General features: G+C 72.2%; 1 protein-coding gene. It reads left to right on the top strand.

From position 1 onward, the window contains the following. The first annotated feature begins 204 nt into the window (after positions 1-204). Complete coding sequence (locus EAO75_RS44080; RefSeq protein WP_315987694.1) at positions 205-651, top strand: DUF5994 family protein; 447 nt, start codon at positions 205-207, stop codon at positions 649-651. Positions 652-792 lie beyond the last annotated feature (141 nt).

A 792-nucleotide genomic window follows, 5' to 3' on the forward strand; every position in this document is an offset into this window, starting at 1 on the left:
GAGCACTTCGCACATCGGCTCCGATGCCGGTGCCGTTCCCGGTGAGCGACGACACCGGGCAGCTGCTCTCGCGCAGGAGTCCGGAGACGGGTTCGCGCGATGGCCGCGACCACCTCTCATCCCCCGCTACGGGCCGTTCCCTTCAGGGCCCCGACCGCGCGCCTCGCGTTGAGATCCGAGAGCTCTTCCGCAGGGCCCGCCGAGTTGGACGGCGCCTGGTGGCCCCGTTCACGTGACCTGCCGAGCGAGCTCTCCGCCTTGGCGGACGTGCTGGATCCGCTGTGGGGGCGGATCACCCGTATCGCGGTCGACCCCCGCCACTGGCCGATCCTCCCGCCCCGGATCTTCGTCAACGGCCATGTGGTGAAGGTGGGYTGGTTCACCTCCGAGCTGGATCCGCACGGGATCACTCTGCTGTCCTACACCGCGGGCCGATGGGACCTTCTGGTGATCCCCCCGGAGACCGGAGCCTCCGCGGCCGGCCGGCTGATGACCGCCGCGAGCGCGGACACCGGTCCGCCGAAGACCGCGACCGCGCTCATGACGGCGGAACGGGCGCGCCACGGAAGCAGGGCGCGGGCCGGGAAGGACCGGAGCGGCGGTGCCTTCCCGTCACACGGCCGGAATCAGCAACGCACGGTCGGGATATGACTGCACGCGAGGCGCGTCGCCCGCCGCGGCCGGGCAGCGCAAGGGCGGGTGCCGTCACACGGGATCGCCGGCGGCGGCTGCCATGAGCGGTTCCGCGGCCTCCTCAGTCGTATCCGGAGGCACGACCAGCAGGTCCCAGCG

The sequence above is a fragment of the Streptomyces sp. UW30 genome (assembly GCF_008042075.1).
In the GTDB taxonomy this organism is placed as follows: domain Bacteria; phylum Actinomycetota; class Actinomycetes; order Streptomycetales; family Streptomycetaceae; genus Streptomyces.